Here is a 26466-nt window from a genome sequence, read left to right as displayed (position 1 = left end):
AACTCTCAAGCTCCGAATCTTCAAGCTGAGCGATCGTACATCTAATACCAGTCCACGATCGCAAGCCCAGAAACTCTAGAGAATTCACTAATGTTGTGAGTCACAAGCGTTGCCTGCAGCGAGACCGCTACCCCTGCGATCAGAACGTCGATCGCGCCAATCGGTGTTCCTTGTTGCTCTAATTGAGCGCGAATCGTTGCCGCAGCCAAAGCAGCATCTCGATCAAACAAAACTAAATTCACTCGGCTCAAAAGCTGTTGAAGTTGTTGAATTCGCTTTGCAGGTGATGTTGATTTCAAAATGCCAACCTGCAACTCGTAAAAGACGATCGTAGAAATCACGATGTCTTGAGCAGGAATGCTTGCAAGCGTTTGAGCGACTCGCCCTTGATCCTTAAAGTAGTAGATTAGGGTATTCGTATCCAAAACATACATTCAAAGGCTCTCCCGTAAAGCATCTTGCCCTTCTCCAGCACGAATTTCTTCCAGAGTCGGAAAGTCGTCTGCCCAAGCTCCAGCCAATGATTTAACCAAGTCTGCCCAAGACATCTCTTGAGCATCTTCTACACGAATCGAGTGCTTAGACTGAACGAATTCAGCAAACGCAAGAATTTCGCTAGCTTGCTCTGGGGGAAGCGTTTTGACAATGGCGTAAATTTGTTCAGCGATCGTCATTCCAGTTCTCCTGATAATTGCTCAGTTTAGCTCCGAAATAGGCGACTGTAGAGCGTTTCATGCGTCATGCTGGCGATCGCAATCCCCCACCCACAACTCTCAAGCTCCGAATCTTCAAGATGCGTGATCGTACTCCTCCCAATCTCTTCCCCTAATTTCAGGAGTAGCTTTTGCCCCGCCGTTTGCCCTAGTGGAATTAATTTCACACCTGCACTCACTAAATTCGCTGCCCAACTGTGCAAATAGGCAACCAGTGCGGCGGATTCATCAATCTCCCAAAGGGCGGCAACTAGACCAAACGCGATCGCAAAATTACAGCCGTCCTCGAAATTCGGAATCGGCTCGGAGTGGAGCGATCGGAATAAGCGCAGCAGAGAACCGCCCATTTGTAGGCTTTGAGATCGTAGTTCCTCGGTTTCACGGGCGGCGGTGAACCATTGATTCCAGTAGAGGACTTGATCGAAGTTTTGAGCGATCGTGGCGCGGTGCGATCGTGCCAACATTGCTGCTTCTAATCGAGCCGCGCCGTACTGCAATTCTTGACCGATCCAATGCTCTAAATCGTCTACAGTTTTAATGATGCCGCGATCAACCAGAGTTTCCAGTCCTTCTGAATAGCTGTATGCCCCCACAGGTAAAGCGGGACTAGCTAACTGCAACAATCGCAGTAATGCTGGATTAGTGAGCGTGTCCATAAGCACCAGATTCAGGTTGGAATGGAACGATTTCAGATTTGATCTCTAGTCCGCGATGTTCTAGTAAATCTTGTAGAACTGGATCAGGTGATAGTCTGAGATATGTATCTGTAATTTCCAGTGGAACATGACGATTGCCTAAATGGTACGCTGCTTGTAATAGATTTAATAATGCTGAAGTTGTAACGGTTAGAACGGGTTCGGGTTTAGCTTGAATTTTGAGAAATACACCTTCATCAGACGCTAACCAGTCACCATCCCGTAGCGTTGTGCCTCTGGGTAAATTTAGGTACACTTCTCGCCCATCGTCAGTTTGGAAGAGAAAGCGCGATCGCATCCTCTCCTCTGCCGTTAGCGACAACACATAATCCGGCAAATTAGATTTGGGATGAATTCGGCGCGTGAAAGTTGGAGTCACAAATCAAGTTCAAAAACTTACCGTACTCAAAATATCGCGCCTTTTTGAATTTCAGCAATTTTTGAGCTTTATTTAACAAGCTCGATCGCTTTCCCCTGTCGCATCGATTCGGATAACGCAGCCAAGATTTGAACGAGTTCAGCACCGAGCCAACCTGAAGAAATCTCAGAAGCTCGATCGTTCTGCACACAGTCCAAAAAATGATCGCAAACTTGTTGAAGTGGCTCTTGTTTGGAAAACTGAAGGATTTCTCGGCTTTGGTCGATCGGCTTAAACTCCGAATCGAATTTACCCCACTGCACGGTTAACGCCTCTGGTGCGAGTTCATCGAAAATGAGACTACCGTTTTCGCCCACAATGCACGATCGGCGTTGTTTATCTGGATTCAGCCAACCCAAGTGAAGTCTCGCCTCAAACCCACTGGGATAAATCAAAGTCGCCCAAATCGTATCCGCTAACCCCTCTTGCAGCCAAACCGAACCCCTCGCTTCAACCACACAGGGACTTTCTCCCAACCAGAAATTCAAGATTGCAATATCGTGAATAGCTAGATCCCAGAGTGCATCGACATCCGATCGCACCGGACTTAGATGGGTTCGAGTGGAATAGCCATAGCGTAGTTTGCCGAGCTTACCCGATCGCACTAATTCCTGCCCACGAACGATCGCAGGATGAAATAAATAAGTGTGATCGACAACTAACTGCTTTTGTTGTAATTCGGCAAGCTGACAAAGTTGAATCGACTCCGCAACATCTAGAGTTAGGGGTTTCGCTGCCAAGACGTGAAGATTTTGCTTCAGCGCTGCTGTAATTAACTGATTGTGAGTTGTTGCAGGTGTGGTGATCGCAACAGCATCTAACCCGCTTAACTCCAAAGCATCCTGCCATTGCGTCGTAAAGAAGATCTGCTCATCAAGCCCAAATCGCTGTGCAATAGTTTCTAACTGCACTCCGCAAGGATCAACCACTGCAACCACTCGCGCTCTTGGGTGCTGCAAGAAATTCCGTAATAAATGAACTCCCCAGCGTCCCACACCAAACAGCGCGATCGTCGTTGCCTCTGACATCCCAGTTCCTCCCAAGGGTAGCGCTGGCAAGTCAGCCTGATTTAACTCTCCTGACGGCTCAGCACCAAAAACGCTTCTTGTGCGGCTGCTTGCTCAGCAGCTTTCCGCGATCGACCCATTCCCTGCCCTAAACAGCGTCCTTGAATCCAGACTTCTGCTACAAAGCGATGCGGGTCATTGTGAGTATTCCCGGTTTCTTGGGTGCGATATTCAGGCAGCGTTTTTTGGTGTCCTTGCGTCCAATTTTGCAGCGCGGCTTTGTAGTTTTGGCGGGCAGGATCAGCGAGAATTTCTTCGGCAAGCGGTTGGAACTGCTCATCTAACCAGGAACGAATCAGACTGAGATCTTGGGTGCTGAGATAAAGGGCAGCAAGCACCGCTTCAAAAGAATCGGCAAGGCGAGAATCGCGTCCGGCTGGATCAGATTTTGCACTCGCCGCGACTAGGAGATAGCGATCGAACCCAAAAGAATCCGCAATTTTAGCCAGAATGCGATCGCTGACTAAGACCGATCGCAGGGCGGTGAATTCTCCCACTTTCAACTGCGGGTAAGCCTTGAGCAAAAATTCAGCCGCCGCTAACTTCACGACCGCATCCCCGACGAATTCTAGCTGCTCATAATTGCGCTCTGCTGAAAACGTCACATGAATCAACGCCAGATCCATTAAGTTCCAGTCGATCGCATCAAGCTGCGCGACTCCCAAACGTTGAACAAGGGATCGGAGTTCCTGCTGGCGGCGCGGATAGGCAATCATCGGTGCAATCAGAAATTAAACTAACTCCATCGTAGAGGGTGGACTGCATCTGATGACAATTTAGGCGGATTTCAAGACTGCATAGGTGCGCTCAATTTCGTTAACAGTTGCCGTAGTTAGAAGCGGCACGGCTGGAGTTTCTTGATTGTTGAGAGAAATCGTCGTGATTTGAAGCTGGTCAGAGCTTGGCAGAAACGGTACTGTGCCAATTCTGCTGCTGCGCCAGTGCTGAGATCGCATCTGCTCGATCGTGCCCGGAAGCACACCCGCTAACAGCGCTAGAACCTCATTCGGCAAGCCAAGAACAACCTGCCGTCCAAAAAACTCCTCAAACCCTGTGAGCAACTTTTCAGCGCGAGTCATGGAATCAGGATGGTCAACAATTCTCTGTAGCCAGCGTCCCCATTGAATTCTACGCCCATATGCCCGACGACGCTCCTCATAGGTCGTCGTTGCGATCAGATCTGGAGCACCGATCGCAATCACAGCGCGATAAGCAGGTTCAACGGCACAATTCACCGCAGCGCCAGGACCCGCGAACTCTGCGTGATATTCTTTACATAAGATCAGCCCACTTTTCTTGTGTTCTGCGATCGCAAAAAGCAAACTCTGTGAGGAAGAAGGCTCACAGCGCGGCGGGAGTTCGAGGGTAGAAACTTGACTTTTCACAGACTGATCTGACTCGGCTGTAGGTGAGAAACTGCCTGATGTAACGGGGTGCATTGCCTCCCTATAGTATGCGAGCAGAGCAGACTGGATGAAACGATCGATACAGTCTTTGCGGAATCTACACATTAGTTTTGTTCTGTTTAAAGGAACGTGAGAATTGAACTAGCAATCTCACGCTCAAGCGAAAACGGCTGTGTCATTTTCTGTGCAGAGTCGAGAAGAGTTAGACATAAGCCGGATTCTGTTCTCACCCTGCATTTTGCAAGGTGAGGGCAGTTATCTATCTGGGATTGAAGTTACCTCCAACCTCAAGCGGTTCTCGCTCACTCAACCTTCATTGAAAGTGAAGTGAACTACCGAAACAGGAAAAAACCCAACCCTTGTTTCGTCCGACCTTGCTCCCCACCGGGGTTTACCGAGCCAGTACCTCTCGATACTGCTGGTGCGCTCTTACCGCACCTTTGCACCCTTACCGGAGCGGCGAGTGGGGCATACGACGCTTTTGACATCTTATGCCCGATCCCCACCTTTCTCCGGCGGTATTTTTCTGTGGCACTTTCCTCACGCTCACGCGCACTGGGCGTTACCCAGCAAGTTTGGGTTTTCGGGAGTCCGGACTTTCCTCAGATTCGTGCTGAATCCGCAACCGCCTCGCTGACTCTTCTCTAACGTCCAGTTTAACTGATGGGGTCAGGGCTTTTTGGGATTCCAGGGAAGTCCGGCTGTCCAGTCGAGCTTGCGAACGTTAAAGCGACAGACGATCGCGATTTGATTGCCTGCGGGAGCCGATGAGTTAAATCCCATAAAGCGCAGCGCAAGGTAGAGCTCAAACTTAAACATCTCTTCACCGGACATGAAGTTCTGATAGCGCTTTTTCTTGGCTGCGGCTGCTTTTCTGTTAGGTTTGCTGAAGTCGAGAACCGTTTCGCTCGCTTGCAGGGGGCTACCTGCATCTCTGCGGGACAGCATATCTTCGGCAAACAGGTCTTCCCTTAGGGTTTTGCCAGGGGCGATCGCGCTGAACGCTTGGCGTTGAAAGACATCGACTGGAGAACCCGCGACAGCGCGAGTGACACGCCGCGATCGTGGGGGATCGTATTGATCGGTGAGGGCGCAGGAGTCCCAATCGACATAGAGCGCGTGATCAGTTGATTTATTGTTGATGCGGATTTGCAGCTTTTTGAGCCTGTCGAATTCGTAGCGGTTATCAAATTTGAAGCTGATACCGATCGCGTCTTGTAGATTTAGGGCAGTGAGTTGCTCGTTGAGATAGTCCTGATCGAGCCAGATGGTGAATTCATCGTTAAATGAACTCACCATCTGGAAGAGAACATAGGTGACGCATAGAAAATAGACTGTTAATAGAACAAAATCGAGTTCAGTCATTCCTGATCGCACAAATGCAGCTTTAATTCTGTCCTTATACCATTCCGGGGTGGCGGTGTGTTTAGAATTTTCGTCAAACGGCGGACAGAGCGACAATGTTAATTAAAAAGTAATTAAAAAATCGGCAGAAGTCATTGAGCTTCTACCGACATCCCTTCTGTAAACCTAGAACCGTTGTAGCGTTAACGCTCAAAATGTTTCTTATCGTGCTTCTTGTCGTAAATATTGCCGCTAAAAGGCTGAAGTCCTGTACTGGGATAAGCATCATCACTTAAGCCGAAAATCCGACTCACAGCACCCGAAAAATAGTCCATCAGCCCATCTACTACTTTTGGAATACTCATAAGAATCACCTTTCAAAGTGTGCGTTTGGTGGAGCAGAAAAATTTGTCTAGGTGAATGGCTAATTCACAGATTTACGAATGACTCATTATGAGAAATTTGGCAGAAGATTGCCAGGAATCGCATCAATTGTTTAGAAAGAAAGCAGGTTATTTCGTTTTTCTTGAAATTTCGTATTTTCTATTTGAATAAAGTTATAAAAACTAGAGCGAATACGGAACGATCGCAACATCCCTTCACATCTGTAAAACGGCTTGTTTTTGTTAGAGCTACTATAATCCTTTTTGATTGCCTTTAGATTAGATTGCTGGTTTTCTGAATCTACTTCTTGACTTTTGGTTAAATCAACTATAATTTAGGAACAGTAAATCTCAGCCTGCCATCACCTTTGAACCCAAGGAGGATTTGGGTGGAAGATCTTGAACTCATTATTCGTCCAGAAGATTACAGCTTATTAACTGATTTGTATCAGTTAACAATGGCGGCTTGTTACGTTGGTGAAGGTTTAGATCAAAGACGCGCCAGTTTTGAGCTTTCAGTGCGGCGATTACCAAAAGGATTTGGCTATTTAATTGCGATGGGACTGGCGCAAGCCCTGGAATATTTGGAGAATTTTCAGTTTGGCGACGCGCAAATTTTAGCCCTACAATCAACGGGAATTTTTGAGCAAGCACCGGAGCGGTTTTGGGCACGGCTGAAAGAGGGACAATTCGAGGGGGATGTCTGGGCAGTTCCAGAAGGGACGGCAGTATTTGCGAATGAACCTTTGCTGCGGATTGAGGCTCCTTTGTGGCAGGCTCAACTGGTTGAAACCTACTTGCTAAATACGATTAATTATCAAACCCTAGTCGCAACTCGTGCGGCTCGAATGCGAGATGTTGCGGGTAAAGATGCGATTTTGTTTGAGTTTGGCACTCGTCGCGCCTTTAGTCCACAGGGTTCGATTTGGGCGGCTCGATCGGCGCTAGCGGGCGGTTTAGATGCGACTTCAAATGTATTAGCGGCAGTGAAACTCGATCGCAAGCCCGTTGGCACGATGGCGCACTCATTGGTGATGGCGTTGAGCGCGATCGAGGGGACTGAATCCGGAGCTTTTGCTACCTTTCATCGCTATTTTCCGGGTGCGCCGTTGCTGATTGATACCTACGACACGATCGCGGCGGCTGAATCGCTTTCGAAACAACTCAAAGCGGGAGAAATTGAGCTTGCAGGAGTGCGGATTGATTCGGGCGATTTATTAGATTTGTCGAAGAAAGTGCGATCGCTCTTACCTGGCGTTTCAATCTTTGCCAGTGGCGATCTCGATGAGTATCGCATTGCCGAGTTAAGGGCAAACGGGGCTTGCATTGATGGCTATGGCTTAGGAACTCAACTGGTTACGGGTGCTCCTGTAAATGGGGTTTATAAGCTAGTTGAAATCGATGGAATTCCAGTGATGAAAGAAGCGACTGGGAAAGTTACCTATCCTGGACGCAAGCAGATTTTTCGGCAAGCTGGAGTGCGCGATCGTTTAGGACTTGCGACTGAAGATCCCAAGGGAGAAATTCCTTTATTACAATTGGTGTTCAAGCAGGGAGAGCGCATGAGCGAACCGGAAACAATCGCCCAAATTCGCGATCGCGCCTGGAAAAATGTTCAAAGCTTACCCGAATCAGCGCGACAGCTTGAAAGTCCAATTGCGCTTCCAGTCGAACTCTCCGAAGCGCTTTCTGAGTTAACCGATCGCACTCGTCACCGGAGCAAATCTGTATGAGAATCGCGCTATTTGGAACTAGTGCCGATCCGCCCACCACAGGACATCTAGAAATTTTGCGCTGGCTGTCCGGACAGTTTGATCACGTTGCAGTTTGGGCAGCCGACAACCCATTTAAGTCGCATCAAACCGAGTTAGCGCATCGAACAGCCATGCTGCAAGTTTTAGTCAATGAGTTAGGCTGTCCGAATGTGCAGGTACATCCCGAACTGAGTCATCCCAGAACGATCGTCACGGTCGATCGCATTCAAGAGCGCTATCCGAATGCAGAGCTTACTCTAGTTGTGGGATTTGATGTAGCACAACAGTTATCGAAATGGTATCGCGTGACGGAACTCTTGCAGCGAGTGCGAGTCTTGGTGATTCCGCGATCGCGCTATCAGTTCAAAACGGAAGATTTACAGCGATTGGAAGCACTGGGAGCGCAAACCACGATCGCGCCTGCGACGGTTCCAGATGTGTCATCCACCGCATATCGCGAAGGCTGTGACTTATCTGGGGTGACAGCCTCGATTCAGGCTTATATCGATCGGGAGCAACTGTATCAATGCCACGCACACATAAAAAAACAACCCGTTCATTGATGGGAGAGAAGCTTGCAGATTTCAGGGTGGGAGTGGATAACGTCATTTTTTCGGTAGACACCGCGCAAAATCGCTTGTTGGTTCTGCTGGTGATGCGCCATGAGGAGCCGTTTTTAGGGCAGTGGAGCTTGCCGGGAACCCTGGTGCGACAAGGAGAATCACTCGAAGATGCAGCTTATCGGATTCTGTCAGAAAAGATTCGGGTGAGGAATCTTTATCTAGAGCAGCTTTATACGTTTGGCGGCCCCGATCGCGATCCGCGCGAGGCGAAAGAGAGTTATGGAGTGCGATATCTATCCGTGAGTTATTTTGCGTTAGTTCGGTTTGCAGAAGCTGAACTGATTGCAGATGGAGTGAGCGGAATTGCTTGGTATCCTGTGGATCAATTACCCCAACTCGCATTTGATCACAACAAGATTTTAGAGTATGGTCATCGCCGTTTAAGAAACAAATTAGAATACAGTCCAGTTGCGTTTGATGTATTACCAGAATTGTTTACATTAAGTGATTTATTTCAGCTTTACACCACAGTTCTAGGCGAGAATTTTTCGGATTATTCTAACTTTCGATCGCGCCTATTAAAGCTCGGCTTCTTATCAGATACAGGCGTAAAAGTTTCCAGAGGAGCGGGACGACCTGCAAGTTTATATCGCTTTGATGCCGAGGCATTTGCACCCCTAAAAGATAAGCCTTTAGTGTTTATTTGAGATTAAAATTATGGGACTTGGAATCGAGGAACTATTAGCGGATAAGCGAGAGGAGATCTTAGCGATCGCACGCAAGCATAAAGCCTTTAATATTCGGGTTTTTGGCTCCGTCTCAAGAGGAGAAGCCAATGCAGAAAGTGATGTTGATTTCTTAGTGGAGATGAAAAATCATAGTTTGCTCGATCGCATTGCGCTAATTCAAGATCTCGAAGATGTGTTAGGACGAAAAGTTGATGTGGCGCTACCAGAAAATTTGCATGAATTGATTCGCGATCGTGTTCTGAAAGAGGCAGTTCCCTTATGAGAGAAATCCGTCTCTTACTCAGCGATATTTTAGAATGCATTACATGGATCGAATCCTATACTGCTGAAGGACGCGAAGCATTTTTGCAAAATCGTATGATGCGGGATGCTGTAGTTCGCAATCTTGAGATTATTGGAGAAGCGACTAAACAATTACCACTTTCGATTAGAGAAAGCTATCCTGATATTTCTTGGAAACGGATTGCAGGATTAAGAGATGTTTTAATTCACGATTATGTCCGAGTTGATCCTGAAGAAGTTTGGCGGGTCGTAGAGCAAAATCTGCCAGAGCTTAAAACAAACATTACTGCTATCTTGCAAACGCTGAACCAATCATGATGAAAATTGCGATCGCACAACTCAATCCGACGATCGGAGATATCCAAGGCAACGCGAACAAAATTCTCCAAGCTGCCGATCGTGCAGCATCTGAGAATGTTCGTTTACTGCTGACTCCAGAACTATCACTCTGTGGTTATCCACCACGCGATCTGCTGCTTGATCCGAGCTTTATTGCAACAATGGCAAAGCAACTTGCGGAGCTTGCAGCAAACATCCCTGAAGGTGTGGCGGTGTTAGTGGGAACCGTTGAGCCAAATGCTCGATCGCTCTCAACAGGCGGAAAACCCTTGTTCAACAGTGTGGCATTGATTGAGAAAGGCAACATTCTGAAAGTCTTTCACAAGCGCTTACTGCCAACTTACGATGTGTTTGATGAGGATCGCTACTTTGAGCCGGGAAATCAGCCAAATCAGTTCGAGCTAGATGGAGTTCGGATTGGAGTCACAATCTGCGAGGATCTTTGGAACGATGAGGAATTTTGGGGCAGACGAACCTATACCTTGAATCCGATCGCAGATCTCGCCCAGGCAGGCGTAGAATTCACGATCAATCTTTCCGCCTCGCCCTACACAGTCGGAAAGCGAAAGCTGAGGGAAGCGATGCTGCAACATGGAGCATTGCGATTTCAGCAACCTTTAATCTACGCAAATCAAGTTGGCGGTAATGATGATCTGATCTTTGATGGCGCAAGCTTTGCAATCAATCGAAAAGGGGCATTGATTGCACGATCGATTAGCTTTGAAGAAGATTGGCTAACGATTGAGTACAATCTTGCAACACGGGATTTTGAGAACAGCACGATCGTAGAGGCTCCCGATTGCGAAGAAGCTGAACTATGGTCAGCTTTAGTTTTAGGTGTGCGAGATTATGCCCGTAAATGTGGTTTTTCTAAGATTGTATTGGGTTTGAGTGGTGGAATTGATTCATCATTAATTGCCGCGATCGCAGCCGAAGCAGTTGGTCAAGACAATGTTCTCGGCATTCTGATGCCTTCTCCCTATAGTTCTGATCATTCCATTCAAGACGCGCTAGATCTTGCTCAGAATTTAGGAATTCAGACGCAAACATTGCCGATCGGAACAATCATGGAATGTTTTGATCACACCCTTGATCCATTGTTTGCAGGAACACCCTTCGGCCTGGCAGAAGAGAATTTACAGTCTCGAATTCGCGGTACTTTGCTGATGGCAGTGTCGAACAAATTTGGACATCTCTTAGTTTCAACCGGAAACAAATCAGAGATTGCTGTCGGATATTGCACCTTATACGGAGACATGAATGGTGGGTTAGCCGCGATCGCAGATGTGCCGAAAACAAAAGTCTACAAGCTGTGCGAATGGATTAATCGATCGCAAGAGATCATTCCGGTGAATGTGCTTGTGAAACCGCCCAGCGCAGAATTAAAGCCTGGTCAGAAAGATCAAGACTCACTGCCAGAATACGATGTGTTGGACGACATTCTCGATCGCTACATTCACCAACATCAAGCCCCTGCCGAAATTGTTGCTACCGGACATGAAGCGGCGATCGTCGAACGAATCGTTAAATTAGTTCGGATTGCAGAATTTAAGCGCAAGCAAGCACCTCCCGGATTGAAAGTGACCGATCGTGCCTTTGGCACCGGATGGAGAATGCCGATCGCAAATCGTTGGATTGCTCGAATTTGATCGAATCCCTTGTAAATTAGCGCTGTTTCTGGCGTTTCGTAGTAATCTTGTGCAGATTGCATCCAAATCGTTTCGCGATCGACCCCGTAAGATATGCTAAATGCCGAAGTTGAATCGCCAAGATCGACCCAGCTATCGTTACCGATCCCAGTCCCAAATTCAAACCGCAAAGGCTTAGAGATTAATCAACTTCGACCCGAAGATCGATCAGCCCACGATTGGTATCGCTTTGTGCTTTCTTACCCGCCGCACCTCGTCCGAGAGTATTTGCAGAAGTTTAAAGTTGATTCATCCCAACGAGTGCTTGATCCGTTTTGTGGAACTGGAACGACTCCGGTTGAGTGCAAAAAATTAGGCATTAAGAGCGTTGGAATTGAAGCCAATGCAATGGCAGCATTTGCTTGTCAAACGAAGCTTAATTGGACAGTTGATCCTGATGCTTTAATTCGTCACGCAGAAGACATTGCAACCACCGCAGAAGCAGTGCAAAATCAGCCGCGACAACCCCGAACTCTAACCGAAGAAGTCCAAAAGCTACTGTTAGCTGATTCCATCAGTCCTGTTCCACTGGATAAAACCCTAGTGCTACTTGAGGAAATCCAGCGACATTCAAACGATCGCTATGATGCTCACATTCGGCTTGCACTCGCAAAAGCTTTAGTATTCTCGATTAGTAACTTACGATTTAGACCGGAAGTGAGCATCGGAGTAGCGAAATCTGATGCGCCTGTGATTGAATCGTGGCTACAGGCAGTGCGAATCATTGCCAACGATTTACGCACCTTAGCCTCTCAAGCTGAAACCGAAGCGATCGTTCACCATGCAGATTCTCGCAACGCCGGACAGATTCTGGCACCGGATTCGATTGATGCGGTGATTACTTCCCCACCTTATCCCAATGAGAAAGACTACACCCGCACGACACGGCTAGAGTCGGTGCTGCTTGGCTTTATCAACACCAAAGCTGAACTGCAAGCAATGAAGCGGGGATTAGTGCGATCAAACACACGCGGCGTTTATAAGGTCGATGACGACGATCGATGGGTGTCGCATTTTCCTGAGATTCAACGCATTGCTCAAGAAATTGAAGATCGCCGGATTGAGCTTGGAAAAACAAGCGGGTTTGAGCGAATGTATGCACGAGTCACTAAGCTGTATTTCGGCGGAATGGCAAAGCATTTAGCTGAGTTACGTTCTGCACTGCGCCCTGGTGCTCAGCTAGCTTATGTGGTTGGAGATCAAGCGTCATATTTGCGTGTGATGATTCGGACAGGTCAACTGTTAGCAGACATTGCTAGTGAACTGGGCTATGAAGTGGTGAACATTGATTTGTTTAGAACTCGATTAGCGACTGCAACGAAAGAACAAATCCGCGAAGAAGTTGTAGTGCTACGTTGGAACGGGAAACAATGATTTTAGTAATGATTTTAGTGTTGCGTTTGGCTCACGCGAAGGGTGTTCGCCTACAATAACAACATCCTCTAAGCTGCTGTCCTTATGTCTCAAGCTGCAAATCGAGTCTACTGGACGACTGAAGATCTCAAGCTTCTGCCTGAGAGCAGTAATCGCTATGAAATTGTTGATGGACATCTGCTCATGACCCGCGCCCCGCACTGGAAGCATCAGAAAGTGATTGGACAAGCCTATCAAGTGCTGAATGTTTGGTCAGGCATATCCCAAGTGGGACAAGCAGTTCCGACTCCGGGAGTCATTTTTGACGATGCAGATAACGTGATTCCAGATGTCATTTGGATTAGCAATGAGCGGTTAGCTGTGGGAGTCGATGAAGAAGGGCATTTTACGATCGCCCCAGAACTCATCGTCGAGGTATTGTCTCCCGGAACGCAGAATGAGCGCCGAGACCGCGAAACCAAGCTAAAACTATATGCAGAACGCGGAGTTCAGGAGTATTGGATTCTCGATTGGCGAATCCAACAGTTAGAAGTGTATCGCCGTCAGGATGCTCTGCTTCAACTCGTTTCTACTTTATTTTCGCAAGATAGATTAACCTCTGCATTGCTTCCGGAATTTGATTGCGCGGTTGCTGAGTTCTTCCGCTAAACCTAAAGAAACAAATCGCTCTTTAGTGATATGGCCTTAGCAGAATCTTGTAGAATAGTAGTATAAGGCACAGAAAAGATTCGGACATACGGCTGCCTTAGCCAAGTATGGTGACAGGTTTGAAAGTGCCTCCTGCAATCACTTCATTGAGGAGGACTCTCATGAAATTCTTTAATCGCAAGAAGTTAGAACAAGACCGCAAGCCCGTTGAACCGGAAACGAACTTGCACCGAGAACCCGAAGGTCATGTTCACCCGAACTACCGCCACTGGGTGTATCTAAGACGATCGAGCGATCGCTAGTCCCCGTCTGAAATTTGATCGTCTTCTAGTTTGAGTCGAATCGTGTGCGAAAAGTTCTCGCCTCTCGGATCGCCAAAGTAGAATTCGATCGAATCACTAGACAGCCGTTCCAGCGATTTCAACATCGACCGTAGATTCGGGGTACTCGCGCCCGTATCTTCGTAGAGCCTATCAGATAAGGTATTGACTCGTTTCCAAGTCGTGTAGAGTTTAGCGATCGCTTGCTCTAGCTGCGCGGCTTGATTCACTAATTCTGCGGCAGAGTTGAGACACCCTAAGCGCATCGCTTCATCCAAGGCGTTCTGAATGTCGATCGATTCGTCATTCAACGCTTGCACTTGGGGAGCCGCTTCTAGATAGCGAGAGAGCGATCGAGCTTCTCCGGTTGCCTGCTTCAAGGTATCGAGATCAGGCTGCTCTGCGATCGCTTGTCGAATTGAAGACTGATGCGATTCGGGTAGTTTCTGCAAATGTTTGACCAAAGGCGCAACATAACGGGTTGGAATCGTTTGATCAACAACTTTCTCGCGAATCTCTTCGGGCAACAACTCTGAACTCATGGCTGTCCAGTCGTCGGAGAGTTGTCGCACTTCACGACGAGTAATGCGATCGCCCCGTTTCGCTGCATCGCCGACAAGCTGCTGCACTTCTGGTTCCGACTGAGCCGTTTCGACAAAGGCTTGCTTACTAAATCGATTTACATCTTCAGGCTCAATATATCCGCCTGCTAAAAGCATATCTGCGCTGTTTGCAAGTTCGATCAGTTTATAAGCTTGGGTTTTGCTAATTTCGCGGTCTTTCAACCAATTGAGAAATCCAGCCCCGCGACCTTCTCCCGATCGCTTTTCGCGCTCTCGGACTGCTCTAAGAATTCGTCCCCGCCAAATATCCGTCTGCAAATCGAAGCGATCGCACACCTGCCATGCTTGCTCAATTTGCTGCTGAAATTCAAGTTCTGCAATGCGATCGTCGTTCGGGTCGGGTAGATCAAACTTGAATTCAGTTGGCTCCAGGGCTTCGGGGGTGAGGAGAGTGGTTGAGCGCGGCATTGCGACAAGAAAAAAACAGCCGCATCATTATTGCATCTTTGCTGCGTTATGCCGCGATCGCATTCCAAATGGTGCTAATAACTAACACCGTCAACATTCCTAACGCAATCACGACTGCAAGAAAGATCACAATCAGCAACGCCACGAACAAATAATCCGCTTTCGCTTGTTGTCCTGGTTTCGCTAAATGTGCCTCGATCAGTGCCAGATTTTTACTGTTTGCCTTCCAAGCTAGATCAACAAAGTCGCCCGCCATTGGAACAATTCCAAGCAACGCATCAAGAATCAAATTCCACAACATTCGGAGCAAAGTTGGGCGAGGCAAGCCCAACCGTGCAGCTTCGATCAGGATATAGGACGAAACAAATGACATCGCTACATCCCCACCCCCCGGCAACAGCCCAATGATGGGATCAATTCCGACGCGATATTTTGTCCCTGGAATTGGAAAGGCATTATCAAGCAGATGTGTGAGCGATCGTAATCGTGCGATCGTCTTATCCCGATGAGGTTGCATATTGATTCATTCTGGTTTCTCAAATCTTAACCTCAGCGTTGTAATTCTGAGTCTGTAAGCGCGATCGAATCGCCTAAGATCAAGATCGCACTGGGAGAAATAGAGCGGTGAAATTAGTTGTTATTGGCGGTGGAGCAGCAGGATTTTTTGGGGCGATTTGTGCCGCGCAATCTGGTATGGAAGTAACGTTGCTCGAAGCAGGGCGGCAATGTTTATCGAAAGTGCTGATTTCGGGCGGAGGTCGCTGTAATGTGACTCATGCGTGCTTTGAGCCGTCTTTATTAGTGCAGCATTATCCAAGAGGCGGAAAAGCACTTCGAGGCGCATTTTCACAGTTCCAAGCAAAACATACGATCGAATGGTTTACCGATCGTAATGTCAAACTCAAAACGGAAGCTGACGGACGCATTTTTCCGATTACTGATGATTCGAGAACGATCGCAGACTGCTTATTTAATCAAGCAGCCGATCTAGGCGTGAAAATTTACACCCAGGCTCCGGTAAAATCTGTGACAAAGTTGGGCGATGAATTCGCGATCGAACTCCGCTCTGGTGAAGTTCTGACTGCCGATCGCGTCCTGATTGCAACCGGAAGCAATCCCCACGGGTATGAATTTGCCAGAGCATTGGGACATTCAATCATCGAGCCGGTTCCGTCGCTGTTTACGTTCAATGTGCGCGACGATCGCTTGACTGACCTCGCGGGTGTTTCCGTTGATTCGGCTCGGCTGAAGTTGCAAGTCGGGGAATCCAAATTTGAACAGACCGGAGCTTTATTAATCACCCATTGGGGCTTAAGTGCGCCTGCGGTCTTAAAGCTTTCTGCATGGGCAGCAAGGGAACTTCACGATTACAACTATCGAGCAAAACTGACAATTAACTGGTTGCCAAAACAGAACCCGGAACAATTGCGGCAAGAATTAACAGCCGTGAGGGGTCAAATTCCGCAAAAAACGATCGCCGCCAATTGCCCGGTCATGTTACCCCGCCGCTTATGGGAACGGTTAACGGAAGCAGTCGGAATCGATCGCGATCGTCGATGGGCAGAGCTATCTAACAAAACCCTGAACCAACTGATCCAGGAACTCACCCAAGGGAGCTATCAAATTTCTGGTAAAGGCGCATTCAAAGAAGAATTTGTGACTTGTGGCGGAGTGAGTTTGAAGGAAATTAACTTCAAAACAATGGAAAGCCGTTGTTGTTCTGGTCTTTATTTCGCGGGTGAAATATTAGATATTGATGGTATTACAGGTGGTTTCAACTTTCAAAGTGCTTGGACGACAGGCTGGATTGCCGGAAACGCGATCGCTAAGCCGTCGAAATTGCAAGTCTAGACGGTGCATCAACTCAACTTCGCTGCAATCTTGAGGATGTTATGTTTAAGCTCATTTCTTGTATCGTTGCAGGCGCGATCGTGCTTGCACCTCTATTACCCGCTCAGGCGGGCTATCGCACTCGCTCCTCTGGCTTTGGGGTGACGATCGGATCGCCTTCTAGCTTCGGTGTGCCCTCTGGCTTTTCTGGTGGAACTTTTTATCGTGGTTCTCCGGGCTACAACAGACAGATTATTATTCGTACTCCAAGCAATGGCTATTACAACAATGGCTATTACTCCCCTGGCTATTACAACAACGGCTATTACAACAATGGCTATTACTCGCCTGGATTCTATCCACCAGCATTTCCCGGTTCGACTGTAATTGTGACACCGAGAGCGCGAAGGGTCATCGTCAATCCAGGCTTTGGTTTTGGCAACTATACACTTCCCTCTTGCGGCACCGCGATTTATGGAAGCCCGATCCCATCTCCGATCCCGGTGAATCCCTACACAGGTTTAGCGTGCCGTTAGATGATTGAGTTCTTGTTGTAAGCGCGATCGTAAGTCTCTTGCTTGATCGTAAAGCTGCGATCGCGTCAAATTCTCGTCTAGCGGCGACTGTGTAGGCTGAAAATAATACTTTAATCGCGTTCTCACCGCCCATACGCCCAACGACGGAAACAACACAAATAACAACAGTAAAGGCGATATAGGTAGCAACGGCATTTTTAACCATCGTGCCAATCGTTTAGAATTTACTGTCCAGGGATGCAGAAATTCATTCCCGATACAAATCGTGGGAACGATCGGCACTTCATATCTCGCACTCAGTTGCAAAAAACTCGGATCAAACTTCTCTAGCTGATAGCGTCGTCGCCATCCTTTAGCGAGTCCGCGCCAACTCTCAGGCGCATACAGCAGCACAGTTTTTTGTGCCATTGCCGCCTCGAAACTTTCCCGCTCCGCCCGAACTCCGCCTAAAACCTGTGCCCATCCACGCGGCAGCCACCAAACCAACCAGGGATGATCAAAAAAGATCGGATGCGCCACAGGTTGCACAAACCATCCGGTTTTTTCGCTGAGTAACACGCCTAAACACACGAAATCCCATGGGAAGCACATTCCCGCATGATTCAGCGTGACGATCGCGGGGGGATGGTCTGGCAAGTTTTCCAAGTGATGCAACTCAGCCCGAAAAAATCGCGTGACGATCGGCAGCAAGATTTCTTCTCGAAACGCTTTTTGATAAAGGGGATCGGGTTCAGTGAAATCGGACTTGGGCGATCGAAATCCCAAGCGAACCCACCGAATTAACAGGGCAACGTAGAATCCGCCCGGAATCAGAAATAGCGCATACTCCAGCCAGTTCCAGCCGTCTGGATCAGCGTGGTAATGCTGCCAATGGCGATTAAACAGAATCAGCCATCCGGGCGGATACCAAAAGCAAAACCAGTCAAACCAGGAAAACCGGAAACTCATAAGCGCAATGTAGACCAAACTACAATTGGAATACCGCAAATTGGGGGCAGAACAGATCTTCCCTCAGACTAGAAATTCCAACCGTAAGCTGCAATTCTTATCCTTGAATTAATTCTTTTTCGAGTGTTTCCTCTTCTGGCACTCCTAAAACGCGACGATACAGGCGATCGTATTCCACCGCCGAATTTTTCCAGCTAAAGTTTTGCTCCATCCCGCGCTGCTGAAGTTCTTTCCACAAACCTTTAAATCGGTAAGCTTCATTCGCCCGCACCATTGAAGTAAACAAATCCAACGGCTCATAGCGATCGAAACAATACCCCGTTCCCGCATGGTTTTCGGGATCATGATGCGACACGGTATCGACTAAACCACCCGTTCGCCGCACGATCGGCACACAACCATATCGCATTGCTAACATCTGACTAATGCCACAAGGCTCGAATCGCGAGGGCATCAAGAACGCATCCGTTCCCGCATAAATCCGACGCGCGAGAGCATCGTTATAGAGCAAATACACCGACATCCGCCCCCCATAGCGCGAGGACATTTGCCACATCTGCGTTTCGTAGTACCGATCGCCCGTCCCCAACAGCACAAATTGAGCATCGGTGTACGCGAGATAGCGATCGAGAATCTGAATTACAAGATCCAATCCTTTTTGCTCCACCAAGCGCGAAACCATGCCAATCAAGAACGCTTTGGAATTGACTTCCAATCCGACTTCTTCTTGCAGGGCGATTTTGTTGGCAATGCGGTCGTCGATCGTTTCGGTGGAAAAGGGTTGTGCGATCGCTTTATCGACCTCTGGATTGTAAGACTCCGTATCAATCCCGTTCACAATGCCAGAGACCCTGCCACTGATAAACGACAGCAATCCCTCTAGCGTTTCCCCATACGTGGGCGTTTTGATTTGCTCTGCATACGTGGGCGAAACCGTTGTCACCCAATTCGCATACTGAACTGCTGCCGCCATTGTGTTATGTCCCTGCATATACCAAGGGCACCATGTCATCTGCTCTAATTTCCAGCGCCAGGGGCCTTGATACGCCAAATTGTGAATCGTAAAAATCGTGGAAATATCTGGGTCTTGGTGCATCCACACCGGAATCATCCCGGTATGCCAATCGTGACAGTGAATAATCTGCGGCTTCCAATAGTTCCAGGCAAACTCAGCCGCACCATTGGCAAAGAACGTAAACCGCCAGTCTTCATCCTCTCCGCCGTAAATCCGGCGCGGGTCAAACGCAGGATGCCCAAACAGATACAGCGGCACATCGGTTCCCGGCAAAACCGTTTCATACACCGCAAAGTCATTAAACATTGCGTAGCCTTTCCAGATCGGTTCTGCTGGAATCTTAATCTTGTCATTGAGAAAGCCAAAATACGGCAGGAAAATTCGGACATCATGCCCCATCGCTTTCAACACTTTCGGCAATGCCCCCACGACATCACCCATGCCCCCAACTTTCGCGATCGGTGCTGCTTCCGCCGCCACAAACAAAATCCGCATCTGGCTTTCCCTCTCTCTTTTCGCACTGTCATCATACCGACTTTGGGATAGCGATTTGCGTGTGTGTCAAAATCAGAGAAATGCCGAGGTTTGTACTATGGTCAGCCAAGTTTCGACTCCACCACTTGAAAGCGGCGATCGTCTTTCCCGCTCTGAGTTCGAGCGGCGATATGCTCCATACCCTAATCTCAAGGCGGAATTAATCGAAGGAGTCGTATACGTGGCATCTCCCGTCCGAGCAAAACAACATGGAAGGCCTCACGCCTATGTGATTGGATGGCTAACAGCTTATGTTGCTGCGACTCCAGGGGTTGATATCGAAGACAATGCAACCGTTCGGCTCGATCTGGATAATGAGCCACAACCCGATGCTTTATTGCGAATCGAACCCGAAGCGGGGGGCGGCTCTCGAATTACTGAAGATGATTACATCGAAGGTGCGCCAGAACTGGTCGTGGAAATTGCAGCGAGTAGCGCATCGGTCGATCTCAATGCCAAGTTAAACGCTTATCGCCGAAATGGCGTGAAAGAGTATTTAGTTTGGCAAATTTACGAAAATCAGATTCGCTGGTTTCAGTTGCAAGATAGCGAATATGTTTTGCTAGAACCGGAAGCAGGCGTAATTAAAAGCCGGATTTTTCCAGGACTATGGCTAAATGTCGCCTCACTCCAGCAAGGCGACATTGCAACAGTTCTATCGAATTTACAAACCGGGTTAAACAGTCCAGAACATCAGGAATTCAAAGACCGCTTAAGCTGATTTCGTGGGATTGATCGCGTGTAAGCCACACTCTTTCTTCGTGGCATCTTCCCACCACCAGCGTCCTTCTCGCTCGTGCTGATTCGGTAGAACGGCTCTGGTGCAAGGCTCACAGCCGATGCTGATAAATCCTTTTTCGTGCAATGGATTGTAAGGCACTTCAAAGCCGCGAATGTACAGCCAGACATCCGCAGAAGACCAGTTTGCCAAGGGGTTGAATTTGATCAGCTGGCGATCGTCCGATGAAAACGCCGTATCGACTTGAATCACGGGAACCGTTGCACGAGTGGACGGATTTTGATCCTTACGTTGTCCCGTGATCCAAGCATCTAAGGTTCCGAGCTTGCGACGCAGGGGTTCAACTTTGCGAATGCCACAGCATTCATTGTGTCCGTCTTCGTAGAAGCTGAACAGTCCTTTCTCAGTGACGAGTTGCTGAACTTTCTCGGTGTCCGGGAAGAGAATGTCGATCGTGCAGCCGTAGTGCTTTCTCACTTGCTCGATAAACTGATAAGTCTCCGCATGAAGCCGTCCAGTATCAAGGCTAAACACCTGCACTTTTTTGTTGAGACGATGCGCCATGTCGATCAGCACAACATCTTCCGCACCACTAAACGAAATCGCGATGTTGTCAAATTGATCTAGCGCCCGTTCCAGAATTCTCTGAGGACTTTGGGTTGAAAGTTCCGCGTCTAAACTTGGAATGTCTAACGCAGACTGCGCGATCGTTTGCGCCATAGTGTGTTCTCCGGCAGCGTTCCCTATATTGCGTTTTCTATTATCGAACGTTATGAGCGCATTGCGTTTAGCTGCGGTTTAAGGTGGCGAGAATTTCGTCTAAGATTTCCTGCGCTCCTTGTTCTCTGGCACGATGCGCCAGTTCGGTTCCGAGCTTCTCCGCATCGGTTGCCAGCCCCGAAACGCTATCTTTGACGAGTTTTTGACCGTCTAAACTTGCCACGATTCCGGTTAAAGTCAAAGTGTCGCCTTCGATTGTGGTGTTGACTCCGATCGGCACTTGGCAACCGCCTTCTAATTCACGCAAAAATGCCCGCTCTGCATAACAGCGATAAGCAGTCGGCTGATGTTCCAAAACTTTCAGAATTTCGAGAATTTCGGTATCACCTTCGCGACATTCGATTCCCAACGCACCTTGACCGACGGCATGAAGGGAAATGTCAGACGGGATGAGTTGATGAATGCGATCGCTAAAGTTCAATCGATTCAATCCTGCTGCCGCTAGGATGATGGCATCGTATTCACCCGAATCTAATTTTGCCAAGCGAGTGTTCACATTACCGCGCACATCTTTGAAGCTGAGGTGCGGATAGTGATGACGCAGCTGAGCCAAGCGCCGCAGCGAGGAGGTTCCAATCACAGCGCCTTCGGGCAAGGTCGCAAGCTCTTTATCTTTGTGTTTTTCATGCACGACCAAGGCATCGGCGGGATCTTCGCGCTCGGTGACACAACCCAGCATCAAGCCTTCTGGCAAGCGCGTCGGCAAATCTTTCAGCGAATGCACCGCAAAATCTGTCGTGCGATTAAGCATTCCGTCTTCAAGTTCTTTAGTAAATAAGCCTTTGTCCCCGATTTTTGCCAATGCGACGTTCAGGACTTTATCGCCTTGAGTCTCCATTGTATGGACTTCAAAGGTGCGATCGGGAAAAGCTTTTTGTAACTGCTCCTGCACCCAATAAGTCTGCACTAATGCGAGTTGGCTCTTGCGGGAAGCAATCTTGATGGTACGGGTTGGGCTAGAGACAGTTGAGGACATAATTAGCGGGTAGTTGATACGTGCTTATTAAGTGACTTTCTTCACCTTACCGTAGTGTGATGCCCGATTTGTGGTGAGATCGGCTCGAAATCGTTACAGATGATTAAGCGCTGCAAGGTCTGAAGCGATAAATTCTTATTGGATTTGTAACTTCTTTGCTAATTTTGCACAAACTCCAGAAGTTGCATACTTACCACACACCAGAATCAGCTTTCATACAGTCAGCCTTTATTGCCTATGCGATGATTTCAATCTATACATTTCACCGTCCCCTACCCAGAGATCCAAAAACAGGGCGTGCTTTGCCTGATTCTCCGTACCCACATACTCAATTGGGCGAAAAAACAAGTCGTAGAAGAAATCAAACCTATACTCAAGTTCCCGAATTTGGCGAAAACGGCAGGCTGATTCGAGATATTGATTTCACCGATCACGATCGAGCTGATCACACCAATCCGCATCAACATCGGTATGATTCAATTACAGGGAAGCGGATGAGTGCTGAACCAGTATCGCTCTAAGAGGTTTTTATGTCAGCCGTAATCGAACTATCGCAAACGAATAGTGCTGGGGTGTTGGCGATCGATTTAATCGACTTGTTGCGGGCTGTTCCAGAAGAAGAGCACAAGCTCGTCTGGGCAATTTTAGACCTAGAAGCGAGCGGCGATATTAGTGAGGTTTGGGAAGCAGGAATCGTAGATTTAGAAACTCAAATCTCTAGCTCTCCAATCATTCTCAACTGGCAAGACCTTGTGAAACTTGCAAATTTATTCGATCAGGTTATTAATCTTACTCTCGTTGCCTGCTTGAATGCTGCTGATATTCCCGCCGTTGACTTTGATATCACCAATTCAGCTTGTGAATTAGCCTTTGAGCTAGTCGATAGTACGGTTTGGAGGATTTTCGCTAGGCGGGAAGATACATTAGATGCCTTTGTCAAACCCCAATTGCAATCAGCAGCTTAGTCTTCTGTCTAGAATTTTTGCTCTCACTTCTGCTGCGGTCGCTGGTGCTAACAAAACACCGTTTCGATAATGTCCAGTTGCAAGTAAAACATTCGGCTTAAGTTCTTCAATCACTGGAGCGGGACGACCCTGTGGACGCGGACGCAAGCCAAACCAAGTCCGAATCGGTTCTGCATCTTTGAGAACCGGACAAAACTCGATCGCTTGCCTCATCACCTCATCAAACATCGCTCGATCGGGCGGCAACACTTCCCCCGCCTCAGTCGGAAACTCAACCGTCGCGCCAACCCAATACTCCGATGCTCCGATCGCAACAATATGCACATCATTTCCGGTAATCACAGGTAAATCTGAATCGCTCAACGGCTGGGGCAATCGAACCTGAATCGCTTGACCCAAGACAGGGCGAATGTCAACTGAGCTTTCAATCGCAGTCGTTCCCACTCCCGCAGAAATCACAAGATAATCTGAAGCGATCGCACCTCCAGAAGTTTGAACCTGATCATCCTGCATTCCGATCACTTTGGTTCCAAACTCAAACCGAACACCTCGCAATTTTGCCGCTTCAATTAACGCTTGAGTGAGTGCGACGGGATTGACTTGTCGATCGCACGGTGAATACACGGCAGCAGAAGCACGATCGAGAAACGGAAGCTCTGATTTTAATCGCGCTTGATCCCAGAGTTCTAAAGTTAAATCCTGTTTTTGTCGGACCTCAATTAAGCGATGCCAAACCGATAAATCATCATCGGGAAATTGCAGCATCAAAATGCCTTGGCGATTGAAGGGAATCGATCGTCCGGTCAGCGCTTCTAACTCTGGAATGGTTTCGTTGTAATACTGGATTCCATGCAGTCGCATTCTCAAATTGCGACCTTTTTCCTTTTTGCTGATTGCACCCATTAATACGCCGAGTGCTGCCCCTGTAGAGGTTGGGCATTGAGTTAAATCAGCTTGAACCGGAGTCGGTTGAGCATCGGTCACCGTAATCTCTAAACCTGAAATCTTGCTGAGTTCGTAAGCGATCGTCGCGCCCACCACGCCACAGCCTGCGATCGTAATCTTCATATGCAGGGCGAAGCATAAACAACTTGAGAATTCATCCTTCGCCCCCTTTCGCTTAACCTTGTGGAATCAACTTGGTGAGCGCTTCTAAATCCTTCACCGTTTCCCCATAGTAGCGAATCGCTTCCTTATAGTTATTCGATGCCGAGGCTTGATCGATCTCCACCAAATCGTTTGCAATCTGTTTTGCCAGCTCGCGGGCTGGCTTCTGCTCATTCGGCAACAAACTGCCCGCAACTCGGCTCATAATCACGCGGATCTCACCCAAGGGCCCATGAATAAAGTTCCGCGCAAAGATGAAATCCTCTTGCTGAATCAGATTTTGTAATTCAGGTAAGCGATCGCTCAACTCGCTCAAATCTTTTGCATAGCTCTGAATCTCTGCAATCTTCTCCGGAGTGTAAGTTGGCTTAACTGCTGTCGGACTGCTACAGCCCACCATGACGATCGCCATGATCGTGCAAAAAACAAGTGCCAGAATAGAACGATACTTTGCCATAACCCTATGTTTCAACTCACTGATATACCACGCCTTCAAACTGCCGAAAATCAGGCGCAGTCTGTGTAAAAGCAGTCTATCCCAAAACGAGTCCCTCCGAATCGGTCACAGAAATACCCACCGGATTCAGAAGACAAAGATACACTGAATACACCGCTGTTTTTCGCGTTACGTTATATGGTTCTCTCCTTCAGACAAGTCGCGATCGGAGCTTCGCTGTTAGCCGTTGGTGGTGGAGCGGGCTTGGTGGCAAATCATTATTTGAGCAATCGGCTTCAAGGGCAGCCGTTTCAGGTGCAATCCGCTCCGCCCAGCACGATTCTGGTGTCTCCAGATATCGCAAAAAATGAAAATTTTATTTCTACGGCGGTCGATCGAGCAGGCCCTGCAGTAGTGCGAATCAATGCGACTCGGCGCGTATCAAGTAATGTCCCTGAAGCGTTTCGGAATCCTGTCTTCAAGCGGTTTTTTGGCGATCAGCTTCCAGCTCCTGAAGATCGAGTCGAGCGCGGAACTGGATCAGGCTTTCTGCTCACTTCAGATGGTCGGTTGCTCACGAATGCTCATGTGGTCGAAGGAACTGACACCGTAGAAGTAACGCTGAAAGATGGACGTACTTTCGAGGGGCGGGTCGTTGGAACGGATTCTGTAACCGACGTGGCAGCCGTGAAAATTGATGCGGCAGGGCTACCCAACGTAACGCTCGGAAAATCGACCAGTTTGATTCCGGGGCAGTGGGCGATCGCGATCGGAAATCCGTTGGGTCTCGATAACACAGTCACGGCTGGCATTATCAGCGCGACGGGTCGATCGAGCAGTCAGGTAGGCGTTTCGGATAAACGAGTCAGCTTTATTCAAACCGATGCCGCGATTAATCCCGGCAATTCGGGTGGGCCGTTGCTCAACGATCGCGGTGAAGTGATTGGCATTAATACGGCAATTCGGGCAGATGCTCAGGGGTTGGGATTTGCGATTCCGATCGAAACTGCTCAGCGAGTTGCCGAACAGCTTTTCACTAAGGGCAGTGTCGATCATCCTTACTTGGGGATTCAGATGATTGATTTAACGGCGACGATTCGTGAGGAACTGAACAAAGAATCGGGCGGTCGAGCGCAAGTCACAGAAGATCAAGGCGTATTTATTGCGCGGATTGCAGAGAATTCTCCGGCAGCTCAAGGGGGATTACGTTCCGGCGATATTATCCAAAGAATTAACGGCACTTCAGTTCAGACCACTTCCGATGTTCAGAGACAGGTCGAAGCAAGCCAAATTGGAGCGCCACTTCAAGTCGAGGTGAAGCGAGGAAACAGCACACAGACCGTTCAGGTACGTCCGGGCGCGTTTCCGAAAAAAAGCTAAATCCGAGGCGCATTGATTAGAAATCGGTGCGCTTAGAGTTCTCCTTAGAGATCCCCAATATTGTTTTCGAGTTCCATCCGCTGCTCCATCTGACGCAGGAAATAGCCGGTCAGCATTGCGGAAGCGAGTAGTCCTGCAAGATTTTCGCGATCAGTGGTAATTTTGACGTTGAAGCCGTCTCCGGGGAGAACACCGACCAACCCCTGCACGTTGTGGGAGACAATCTGCTTGACTTGAGGACTAGCCGATCGTGCCACCCGCTCTAGGACTTCGGGTGGTTGATGCTGAAGGTAACGCAGCAGCGCGTTTGCGTCGCTTGCCTCAGCATCGGTATGAAGAAAATTAGCACTGTCAGGATTAAATGCCATTGGGTTCCACAAAAACCTATCCAATTATTTTGGCATTTCTTTACAAATTCGCCCACTTTGAGCGGTGGGAAAAATTGC

General features: G+C 48.3%; 33 protein-coding genes and 1 other RNA gene. 15 read left to right on the top strand and 19 right to left on the bottom strand.

Translation table 11 applies throughout. The features are described from left to right. Positions 1 to 41: 41 nt before the first annotated feature. From H6F51_15500 to H6F51_15455, 10 genes are all read right to left on the bottom strand, one after another. Positions 42 to 434: a type II toxin-antitoxin system VapC family toxin gene (locus H6F51_15500; GenBank protein ID MBD1823887.1), complete on the bottom strand. Its 393-nt coding sequence runs from the start codon at positions 432 to 434 to the stop codon at positions 42 to 44. Continuing rightward, positions 435 to 674 (bottom strand): DUF2281 domain-containing protein, encoded by a 240-nt coding sequence (locus H6F51_15495; protein MBD1823886.1) that lies wholly within the window; start codon positions 672 to 674, stop codon positions 435 to 437. Positions 675 to 700: 26 nt separating this feature from the next. After that, the gene (locus H6F51_15490) at positions 701 to 1369 is read right to left on the bottom strand and encodes an urease accessory protein UreF (GenBank protein ID MBD1823885.1); all 669 of its coding nucleotides are present in this window, start codon (positions 1367 to 1369) and stop codon (positions 701 to 703) included. Continuing rightward, positions 1353 to 1787: an urease accessory protein UreE gene (ureE, locus tag H6F51_15485; GenBank protein MBD1823884.1), complete on the bottom strand. Its 435-nt coding sequence runs from the start codon at positions 1785 to 1787 to the stop codon at positions 1353 to 1355. Before ureE ends, H6F51_15490 begins: the two co-directional genes overlap by 17 nt. A gap of 68 nt (positions 1788 to 1855) precedes the next feature. Further along, positions 1856 to 2854 (bottom strand): Gfo/Idh/MocA family oxidoreductase, encoded by a 999-nt coding sequence (locus H6F51_15480; GenBank protein MBD1823883.1) that lies wholly within the window; start codon positions 2852 to 2854, stop codon positions 1856 to 1858. A gap of 41 nt (positions 2855 to 2895) precedes the next feature. Continuing rightward, positions 2896 to 3609 carry a ribonuclease III gene (gene rnc, locus H6F51_15475; protein ID MBD1823882.1) on the bottom strand — a complete coding sequence of 238 codons (714 nt, stop codon included), beginning with the start codon at positions 3607 to 3609 and terminating at the stop codon, positions 2896 to 2898. A gap of 60 nt (positions 3610 to 3669) precedes the next feature. Beyond that, positions 3670 to 4278, bottom strand: coding sequence for a hypothetical protein (locus tag H6F51_15470; GenBank protein MBD1823881.1), 609 nt, complete (start codon positions 4276 to 4278; stop codon positions 3670 to 3672). A 215-nt stretch (positions 4279 to 4493) separates the two neighbouring features. Continuing rightward, positions 4494 to 4940, bottom strand: an RNA gene (rnpB, locus tag H6F51_15465) — RNase P RNA component class A. A gap of 28 nt (positions 4941 to 4968) precedes the next feature. Further along, the gene (locus H6F51_15460; GenBank protein ID MBD1823880.1) at positions 4969 to 5760 is read right to left on the bottom strand and encodes a hypothetical protein; all 792 of its coding nucleotides are present in this window, start codon (positions 5758 to 5760) and stop codon (positions 4969 to 4971) included. An 86-nt stretch (positions 5761 to 5846) separates the two neighbouring features. Then, positions 5847 to 6008, bottom strand: coding sequence for a hypothetical protein (locus H6F51_15455; GenBank protein MBD1823879.1), 162 nt, complete (start codon positions 6006 to 6008; stop codon positions 5847 to 5849). A gap of 407 nt (positions 6009 to 6415) precedes the next feature. On the opposite strand from H6F51_15455, the gene H6F51_15450 reads away from it, so the two are divergent. The 9 genes from H6F51_15450 (at position 6416) to H6F51_15410 (ending at position 13725) form a co-directional block, all read left to right on the top strand. After that, complete coding sequence (locus H6F51_15450; GenBank protein ID MBD1823878.1) at positions 6416 to 7759, top strand: nicotinate phosphoribosyltransferase; 1344 nt, start codon at positions 6416 to 6418, stop codon at positions 7757 to 7759. Continuing rightward, entirely contained in the window at positions 7756 to 8343 is a 588-nt protein-coding gene (locus H6F51_15445) for a nicotinate-nucleotide adenylyltransferase (GenBank protein ID MBD1823877.1), read from the top strand. The genes H6F51_15450 and H6F51_15445 overlap by 4 nt, the downstream gene beginning before the upstream one ends. Beyond that, positions 8307 to 9050 carry an NUDIX hydrolase gene (locus tag H6F51_15440; GenBank protein MBD1823876.1) on the top strand — a complete coding sequence of 248 codons (744 nt, stop codon included), beginning with the start codon at positions 8307 to 8309 and terminating at the stop codon, positions 9048 to 9050. The genes H6F51_15445 and H6F51_15440 overlap by 37 nt, the downstream gene beginning before the upstream one ends. A 10-nt stretch (positions 9051 to 9060) precedes the next feature. After that, positions 9061 to 9354: a nucleotidyltransferase family protein gene (locus H6F51_15435; GenBank protein MBD1823875.1), complete on the top strand. Its 294-nt coding sequence runs from the start codon at positions 9061 to 9063 to the stop codon at positions 9352 to 9354. Further along, positions 9351 to 9692: a DUF86 domain-containing protein gene (locus H6F51_15430; protein MBD1823874.1), complete on the top strand. Its 342-nt coding sequence runs from the start codon at positions 9351 to 9353 to the stop codon at positions 9690 to 9692. The genes H6F51_15435 and H6F51_15430 overlap by 4 nt, the downstream gene beginning before the upstream one ends. Further along, on the top strand, positions 9692 to 11362 hold the full coding sequence (locus H6F51_15425) for an NAD+ synthase (protein ID MBD1823873.1): 1671 nt from the start codon (positions 9692 to 9694) through the stop codon (positions 11360 to 11362). Before H6F51_15430 ends, H6F51_15425 begins: the two co-directional genes overlap by 1 nt. Positions 11363 to 11455: 93 nt before the next feature. After that, complete coding sequence (locus H6F51_15420) at positions 11456 to 12775, top strand: DNA methyltransferase (protein ID MBD1823872.1); 1320 nt, start codon at positions 11456 to 11458, stop codon at positions 12773 to 12775. Between the two features lie 84 nt (positions 12776 to 12859). Next, positions 12860 to 13423 (top strand): Uma2 family endonuclease, encoded by a 564-nt coding sequence (locus H6F51_15415; GenBank protein ID MBD1823871.1) that lies wholly within the window; start codon positions 12860 to 12862, stop codon positions 13421 to 13423. Between the two features lie 161 nt (positions 13424 to 13584). After that, a complete protein-coding gene (locus H6F51_15410; protein ID MBD1823870.1) occupies positions 13585 to 13725 on the top strand; it encodes a hypothetical protein in 141 nt (46 codons plus the stop codon). Here the strand turns inward: H6F51_15410 and H6F51_15405 are convergent. Then, on the bottom strand, positions 13722 to 14774 hold the full coding sequence (locus H6F51_15405; GenBank protein ID MBD1823869.1) for a hypothetical protein: 1053 nt from the start codon (positions 14772 to 14774) through the stop codon (positions 13722 to 13724). The two genes, H6F51_15410 and H6F51_15405, sit on opposite strands and share 4 nt — an antisense overlap. A 46-nt stretch (positions 14775 to 14820) precedes the next feature. Then, positions 14821 to 15291 (bottom strand): DUF4112 domain-containing protein, encoded by a 471-nt coding sequence (locus H6F51_15400; protein ID MBD1823868.1) that lies wholly within the window; start codon positions 15289 to 15291, stop codon positions 14821 to 14823. Between the two features lie 107 nt (positions 15292 to 15398). Here H6F51_15400 and H6F51_15395 point away from each other — a divergent pair, with 107 nt between their 5' ends. Together H6F51_15395 and H6F51_15390 are read left to right on the top strand one after the other, a co-directional pair. Continuing rightward, entirely contained in the window at positions 15399 to 16625 is a 1227-nt protein-coding gene (locus H6F51_15395) for an NAD(P)/FAD-dependent oxidoreductase (GenBank protein MBD1823867.1), read from the top strand. 41 nt (positions 16626 to 16666) lie between these two features. Further along, the gene (locus H6F51_15390) at positions 16667 to 17140 is read left to right on the top strand and encodes a hypothetical protein (GenBank protein ID MBD1823866.1); all 474 of its coding nucleotides are present in this window, start codon (positions 16667 to 16669) and stop codon (positions 17138 to 17140) included. Here H6F51_15390 and H6F51_15385 read toward each other — a convergent pair. Both H6F51_15385 and glgA read right to left on the bottom strand, forming a co-directional pair. Then, positions 17126 to 18088, bottom strand: coding sequence for a glycerol acyltransferase (locus tag H6F51_15385; protein ID MBD1823865.1), 963 nt, complete (start codon positions 18086 to 18088; stop codon positions 17126 to 17128). The two genes, H6F51_15390 and H6F51_15385, sit on opposite strands and share 15 nt — an antisense overlap. A gap of 97 nt (positions 18089 to 18185) precedes the next feature. Further along, entirely contained in the window at positions 18186 to 19598 is a 1413-nt protein-coding gene (gene glgA, locus H6F51_15380) for a glycogen synthase GlgA (protein ID MBD1823864.1), read from the bottom strand. Between the two features lie 97 nt (positions 19599 to 19695). Here glgA and H6F51_15375 point away from each other — a divergent pair, with 97 nt between their 5' ends. Continuing rightward, positions 19696 to 20358 carry a Uma2 family endonuclease gene (locus H6F51_15375; GenBank protein MBD1823863.1) on the top strand — a complete coding sequence of 221 codons (663 nt, stop codon included), beginning with the start codon at positions 19696 to 19698 and terminating at the stop codon, positions 20356 to 20358. Here H6F51_15375 and H6F51_15370 read toward each other — a convergent pair. Together H6F51_15370 and hemC are read right to left on the bottom strand one after the other, a co-directional pair. Next, positions 20350 to 21096, bottom strand: coding sequence for a phosphoadenylyl-sulfate reductase (locus H6F51_15370; GenBank protein MBD1823862.1), 747 nt, complete (start codon positions 21094 to 21096; stop codon positions 20350 to 20352). The genes H6F51_15375 and H6F51_15370 overlap by 9 nt on opposite strands. Positions 21097 to 21163: 67 nt before the next feature. After that, complete coding sequence (gene hemC, locus H6F51_15365; protein ID MBD1823861.1) at positions 21164 to 22132, bottom strand: hydroxymethylbilane synthase; 969 nt, start codon at positions 22130 to 22132, stop codon at positions 21164 to 21166. A gap of 302 nt (positions 22133 to 22434) precedes the next feature. Here hemC and H6F51_15360 point away from each other — a divergent pair, with 302 nt between their 5' ends. Then, positions 22435 to 22653 carry a hypothetical protein gene (locus tag H6F51_15360; GenBank protein MBD1823860.1) on the top strand — a complete coding sequence of 73 codons (219 nt, stop codon included), beginning with the start codon at positions 22435 to 22437 and terminating at the stop codon, positions 22651 to 22653. Between the two features lie 9 nt (positions 22654 to 22662). Next, entirely contained in the window at positions 22663 to 23097 is a 435-nt protein-coding gene (locus H6F51_15355; protein MBD1823859.1) for a hypothetical protein, read from the top strand. On the opposite strand, the gene H6F51_15350 is transcribed toward H6F51_15355, so the two are convergent. Next, a complete protein-coding gene (locus H6F51_15350) occupies positions 23086 to 24165 on the bottom strand; it encodes an FAD-binding oxidoreductase (GenBank protein ID MBD1823858.1) in 1080 nt (359 codons plus the stop codon). The two genes, H6F51_15355 and H6F51_15350, sit on opposite strands and share 12 nt — an antisense overlap. 52 nt (positions 24166 to 24217) lie before the next feature. Continuing rightward, positions 24218 to 24661 carry a photosystem II protein PsbQ gene (gene psbQ, locus H6F51_15345; protein ID MBD1823857.1) on the bottom strand — a complete coding sequence of 148 codons (444 nt, stop codon included), beginning with the start codon at positions 24659 to 24661 and terminating at the stop codon, positions 24218 to 24220. 177 nt (positions 24662 to 24838) lie between these two features. Between psbQ and H6F51_15340 the strand changes: the two genes are divergently transcribed. Next, complete coding sequence (locus H6F51_15340) at positions 24839 to 26020, top strand: trypsin-like peptidase domain-containing protein (GenBank protein MBD1823856.1); 1182 nt, start codon at positions 24839 to 24841, stop codon at positions 26018 to 26020. 44 nt (positions 26021 to 26064) lie between these two features. Here the strand turns inward: H6F51_15340 and H6F51_15335 are convergent, their stop codons facing one another. Beyond that, on the bottom strand, positions 26065 to 26388 hold the full coding sequence (locus tag H6F51_15335) for a DUF760 domain-containing protein (protein ID MBD1823855.1): 324 nt from the start codon (positions 26386 to 26388) through the stop codon (positions 26065 to 26067). Positions 26389 to 26466: the final 78 nt, after the last annotated feature.

Source organism: Cyanobacteria bacterium FACHB-DQ100 (genome assembly GCA_014695195.1).
GTDB lineage: Bacteria > Cyanobacteriota > Cyanobacteriia > Leptolyngbyales > Leptolyngbyaceae > Leptolyngbya.
This window is presented reverse-complemented; position numbering and strand designations above follow the sequence as displayed.